This is a genomic window from Bradyrhizobium sp., assembly GCF_049512235.1.
Lineage (GTDB): Bacteria > Pseudomonadota > Alphaproteobacteria > Rhizobiales > Xanthobacteraceae > Bradyrhizobium.
This window is the reverse complement of sequence record NZ_JBEKXH010000516.1, coordinates 1-5,689: the sequence shown is the minus strand read 5'-3', so window position 1 is coordinate 5,689 and position 5,689 is coordinate 1. Positions and strand designations below refer to the sequence as shown.

Here is a 5,689-nt window from a genome sequence, read left to right as displayed (position 1 = left end):
GACGTGCTGGAAATGTTCCTGGCGGACCCCAAGACCGCCTCGATCGTGATGATCGGCGAGATCGGCGGTGCGGCCGAGGAAGATGCCGCGCAATTCCTGATCGACGAGGCCAAGCGCGGCCGCAAGAAGCCGATGGTCGGTTTCATCGCCGGCGTCACCGCGCCTCCCGGCCGCCGCATGGGCCATGCCGGCGCCATCATCTCCGGCGGCAAGGGCGACGCCGCCTCCAAGACCGCGGCGATGGAGGCCGCCGGGATCACGGTCTCGCCGTCGCCCGCCCGGCTTGGAAAAACCCTTGTCGAGAAATTGAAGTCCTAATTCAATCCTTGGTTCTTTTCGGCGCGAATATTTGTCCTAAATGGGGTAAAGCCTCTCTAAACCCGCCGATCCGGTGCCCGGATCGGCTGTTGCGCCGTTTTCCATGCGCGAACCGAAATCACCAGGACGCCATCATGTCTCGCCAAGACGCGAACGCCGCCTTTGCTCTCTCTTCGTTTTTGCAGGGCACAAACGCCACCTACATCGACGACATCTACGCCCGTTACGAGAAAGACCCCGCCGCGGTCGACCCCGAATGGCAGGAGTTTTTCAAGAGCCTGAAAGATCAGCCGGACGACGTCCGGAAAAACGCCGAAGGGCCGTCCTGGGGCCGGAGCAACTGGCCGCTGACGCCGCGCGACGAACTGACCTCGGCGCTCGACGGCAACTGGGCGGAAGTCGAAAAATCCATCGGCACCAAGCTTGCCGCCAAGGCACAGGCCAAGGTCAGCGAGCTGACGGCGGCCGACGTCCACCAGGCGACGCGCGATTCGGTACGCGCGCTGATGCTGATCAGGGCCTACCGTATGCGCGGCCATTTCCACGCCAGGCTCGACCCGCTCGGGATTGAGCCGCCGCGCGATCGCGAGGAGCTCGATCCGCGCTCCTACGGCTTCGCGGAGGCCGATTACGAGCGCAAGATCTTCCTCGATCATGTGCTCGGCATGGAATACGCCACGCTTCGGGAAATCGTCGCGATCTGCGAACGCACCTACTGCCAGACGCTCGGCGTCGAGTTCATGCACATCACCAATCCGGCGCAAAAAGCCTGGATCCAGGAGCGCATCGAGGGTCCGGACAAGGAGATCAGCTTCACCCGCGAGGGCCGCCGCGCCATCCTGATGAAGCTGGTCGAGGCCGAGGGTTTTGAGAAATTCTGCGATCTCAAATTCACCGGCACCAAGCGGTTCGGTCTGGACGGCGCCGAATCGCTGATCCCGGCGCTGGAGCAGATCATCAAGCGCGGCGGCAATCTCGGCGTCAAGGAAATCGTGCTCGGCATGCCGCATCGCGGGCGCCTCAACGTGCTGACCCAGGTGATGGGCAAGCCGCATCGCGCGCTGTTTCATGAATTCAAGGGTGGCTCCGCCAATCCCGAGGTGGTCGAGGGTTCCGGCGACGTCAAATATCATCTCGGCGCGTCGTCGGACCGCGAGTTCGACAACAACCGCATTCACCTGTCGCTGACCGCCAATCCGTCGCATCTGGAGATCGTCGATCCCGTGGTGCTTGGAAAAGTGCGCGCCAAGCAGGATCAGCATGGCGATCCGCCGGACCAGCGCATTTCGGTGCTGCCGCTGTTGATGCACGGCGATGCCGCCTTTGCCGGACAGGGCGTGGTGGCGGAATGTTTCGGGCTGTCCGACCTGAAGGGTTACCGCACCGGCGGTTCGGTGCATTTCATCGTCAACAACCAGATCGGCTTCACCACCTATCCGCGCTATTCGCGCTCCTCGCCCTATCCTTCCGACGTCGCCAAGATGATCGACGCGCCGATCTTCCACGTCAACGGCGACGATCCCGAAGCCGTGGTGTTCGCGGCCAAGGTCGCGACCGAATTCCGGCAGAAGTTCCACAAGCCGGTGGTCATCGACATGTTCTGCTATCGCCGGCACGGCCACAACGAGGGCGACGAGCCGGCATTCACCCAGCCGGTGATGTACAAGAAGATCGCCACCCATCCGACCACCCTGGAAATCTATTCCAAGCGGCTGATCGCGGAAGGCGTGATGACGGAAGGCGAGGTCGAAAAGGCCAAGGCCGACTGGCGCGCGCGGCTCGATGCCGAACTGGAGGCCGGTTCGGGCTACAAGCCGAACAAGGCGGACTGGCTGGACGGCAAATGGGCCGGCTTCAAATCGGCGGATCAGGAAGAGGACGCGCGCCGCGGCGTCACCGGCGTCGATATCGCGGCATTGAAGGACATCGGCCGCAAGATCACCAAGGCGCCCGACGGCTTCCGGGTTCACCGCACCGTGCAGCGCTTTCTGGAAAACCGGGCCAAGGCGATCGACAGCGGCGCCGGCATCGATTGGGCGACCGGCGAGGCGCTGGCGTTCTCCACGCTGCTGCAGGAGGGCCATCACGTCCGGCTGTCGGGACAGGACTCGGAGCGCGGCACCTTCTCGCAGCGCCACTCGGTCTTGATCGATCAGGAGGACGAAAGCCGCTACACCCCGTTCAATCATCTCGGCGGCGATCAGGGCCATTACGAAGTCATCAACTCGCTGTTGTCGGAAGAAGCGGTGCTCGGTTTCGAGTACGGTTATTCGCTGGCCGAGCCCAACGCATTGACGGTCTGGGAAGCGCAGTTCGGCGACTTCGCCAACGGCGCGCAGGTCCTGTTCGACCAGTTCATCTCCTCGGGCGAACGCAAATGGCTGCGGATGTCCGGCCTCGTCTGCATGCTGCCGCATGGCTACGAAGGGCAGGGACCGGAGCATTCCTCGGCACGGCTGGAGCGCTTCCTGCAGATGTGCGCCGAGGACAACATGCAGGTGGTGCACGCCACCACGCCCGCGAATTTCTTCCACGTGCTGCGGCGTCAGCTGCATCGCGAGATCCGCAAGCCGCTGATCCTGATGACGCCGAAGTCGCTGCTGCGGCACAAGCGCGCGGTGTCGCGGCTGGACGAAATGGGCGCCAATACCACGTTCCATCGCCTGCTCTATGATGACGCGGTCATGCTGCCTGACGAAAAGATCAAGCTGGTGCCGGACGACAAGATCCGCCGCGTCGTACTGTGCTCGGGCAAGGTCTATTACGATATCTATGACGAGCGCGAGAAGCGCGGCATCGACGACGTCTACATCATGCGACTCGAGCAGCTCTATCCGGTGCCGCTGAAGGCGCTGGTGCAGGAACTCGGGCGGTTCAAGGGTGCCGAGCTGGTCTGGTGTCAGGAAGAACCGCGCAACATGGGTTCGTGGCACTTCATCGAGCCCTATCTCGAATGGGTGCTGAACCAGATCCACGCGCCGCACCGGCGTCCGCGTTATGCCGGCCGCGCCGCCGCGGCGGCGACCGCGACCGGCTTGATGTCGAAGCACCTGGCGCAACTTAAGGCATTGCTGGACGAGGCGCTGAGCTGACCGCTGCCGGCGTCGTGATGCCCGTGCCGGTCGCGGGCATCGACGTCTCGATTTTTGAAAGCCGATTTAGGGGCGGATGGCCGGGACGCGCCCGACCACGACCGCAAGAGGAAACAGCCAATGACTGAAATTCGCGTTCCGACGCTCGGCGAATCCGTAACCGAAGCCACCATTGGCCGCTGGTTCAAGAAGGCCGGCGACGCCGTTGCTGTCGACGAGCCGCTGGTCGAGCTCGAGACCGACAAGGTCACCATCGAAGTGCCGGCGCCATCGGCAGGCACGCTTGGCGAAATCGCCGCCAAGGATGGCGAGACCGTCGCGGTCGGTGCCTTGCTCGGAAACATCAATGATGGCGCGGCTGCAGCCGCCGCCAGGCCGGCGGCGGCGCCCGCCAGGGCCGCTGCCCCCGCGGCTGCGCCGCCCCCGCCGCCCCCTGCCGCCGCGCCCGCGGTGCCGAAGGCCCCGCCCGCCGATGCGCCGCTGGCGCCATCGGTACGCAAGATCTCGGCCGAAAGCGGCATCGACGCCTCTACCGTCCCCGGCTCGGGCAAGGATGGCCGGGTGACCAAGGGCGACATGCTCGCCGCGATCGAGAAAGCGGCGTCGGCGCCGACGCCGGTCAATCAGCCCGCCGCCGCGGTGCAGGTTCGCGCGCCATCGCCCGCCGACGACGCGGCGCGGGAGGAGCGCGTGAAGATGACGCGGCTGCGCCAGACCATCGCGCGCCGGCTGAAGGAAGTGCAGAACACCGCGGCGATGTTGACGACCTTCAACGAGGTCGACATGAGCCACATCATGGCGATGCGGGCCATGGGCTTCTTCACCAAGGCCTGCGTGCAGGCGCTGAAGGACATTCCGGCGGCCAACGCCGAGATCGACGGCACCGACCTGATCTACAAGAATTATTACCACATCGGCGTTGCCGTCGGCACCGACAAGGGCCTGGTGGTGCCGGTGGTGCGCGACTGCGACCAGAAGTCGATCGCCGAGATCGAAAAAAGCATCGCCGATTTCGGACGGCGGGCGCGCGACGGCCAGCTCAAGATCGACGAGATGCAGGGCGGCACCTTCACCATCACCAATGGCGGCATCTACGGCTCCTTGATGTCGACCCCGATCCTGAACGCGCCGCAGTCGGCCATTCTCGGCATGCACAAGATCCAGGACCGCCCGGTCGCGATCGGCGGCAAGGTCGAGATCCGCCCGATGATGTACCTGGCGCTGTCCTACGATCACCGCGTCATCGACGGCAAGGAGGCGGTGACGTTTTTGGTGCGGGTCAAGGAGAGCCTGGAGGATCCGGCCCGGCTGGTGCTGGATCTGTGAGGGCATTTGGTGGCGGACGCTGCGCTTTCGAGCCTTGCTGACAAGGCCGCGCTAGTCCGGAAAGGGCTGGAATTGTCATCCTTGCGCGCGCAATACCGCACGATGCGCCCCGATAGAATAGGGGTTCTAGGTTCGAGCGGTCGCCATTACTTCAATCTAGACGCGATCGGATTTGCCACGTCACCGTTGGTAGCGTTCGTCGCTCTGACCCGTTTGCCTTGGCGCCGGAGGGTATAATGCAGCCGCTGCCGATCGAAATCGTCATGCTCGCCCTCGGCATGGTGCTGTTGCTGCTGCAACTGTTCCTGCAGTCGGTTTCCTCCGCCATGGAGATGGGTGGCGCGTACAAGGCGGGCCCCCGCGACGAAGCGCGGGTGCTGCGGGGCGTCTTCGCCGGCCGCGCCGATCGAGCCTTTCGCAATCTGCTGGAGACGTTTCCGATCTTTGCGGCGCTGGCGCTGGCGCTGGTGGTCACCGGCCGGAATGGCGGCCTGGGGGCGCTCGGGGCGGAAGCATGGGTGGCCGCGCGCGTGCTTTATGTGCCGCTGTATCTTATCCAGATTCCGTTCGCGCGCAGCCTAGCATGGTTCGTTTCAATTTTTGCACTCGTTGCTATGCTGGTACGGCTGTTCCAGTAGGGTGCATCCGGACTGAGGAGAAGGAATCTTGAGCGACAGGGTTGTCATCATCACCGGCGGAAGCCGTGGCATCGGCCGCGCCACTGCCATCGCCGCCGCCGCGCGCGGCTTTCGCGTTTGCATCGGCTACGCCAGCAATCAAGCCGCGGCCAACAGCGTGGTCTCCGAGATCGAAGCCAAGAACGGCAAGGCGATCGCGGTAAAGTGCGATGTCGGTAACGAGAGCGATATCCTGGCGCTGTTCAAGGCTGCCGATGCGTTCGGAACGCTGGGCGCGCTGGTCAACAATGCCGGCATCGTCGGGACCACCTCGCG

General features: G+C 64.2%; 4 protein-coding genes and 1 pseudogene. All 5 read left to right on the top strand.

Annotation, left to right across the window (positions count from 1 at the left end):
• A pseudogene (locus ABSG20_RS30810) lies at positions 1-318 on the top strand (succinate--CoA ligase subunit alpha); the annotation flags it as partial.
• A gap of 134 nt (positions 319-452) precedes the next feature.
• The gene (locus ABSG20_RS30805) at positions 453-3,410 is read left to right on the top strand and encodes a 2-oxoglutarate dehydrogenase E1 component (RefSeq protein ID WP_423868229.1); all 2,958 of its coding nucleotides are present in this window, start codon (positions 453-455) and stop codon (positions 3,408-3,410) included.
• Positions 3,411-3,530: 120 nt separating this feature from the next.
• A complete protein-coding gene (gene odhB, locus ABSG20_RS30800) occupies positions 3,531-4,736 on the top strand; it encodes a 2-oxoglutarate dehydrogenase complex dihydrolipoyllysine-residue succinyltransferase (RefSeq protein WP_423868228.1) in 1,206 nt (401 codons plus the stop codon).
• 236 nt (positions 4,737-4,972) lie between these two features.
• Positions 4,973-5,374 (top strand): MAPEG family protein, encoded by a 402-nt coding sequence (locus ABSG20_RS30795; protein WP_423868227.1) that lies wholly within the window; start codon positions 4,973-4,975, stop codon positions 5,372-5,374.
• A gap of 28 nt (positions 5,375-5,402) precedes the next feature.
• A partial coding sequence (locus ABSG20_RS30790; RefSeq protein WP_423868226.1) for an SDR family NAD(P)-dependent oxidoreductase occupies positions 5,403-5,689 on the top strand: 287 nt, incomplete at its 3' end.

Bases quoted from the DNA above. Each gene is read 5' to 3' on its own strand.
- ABSG20_RS30805 (WP_423868229.1), top strand. From the start codon at position 453: ATGTCTCGCCAAGACGCGAACGCCGCCTTTGCTCTCTCTTCGTTTTTG.
- ABSG20_RS30795 (WP_423868227.1), top strand. From the start codon at position 4,973: ATGCAGCCGCTGCCGATCGAAATCGTCATGCTCGCCCTCGGCATGGTG.
- odhB (WP_423868228.1), top strand. From the start codon at position 3,531: ATGACTGAAATTCGCGTTCCGACGCTCGGCGAATCCGTAACCGAAGCC.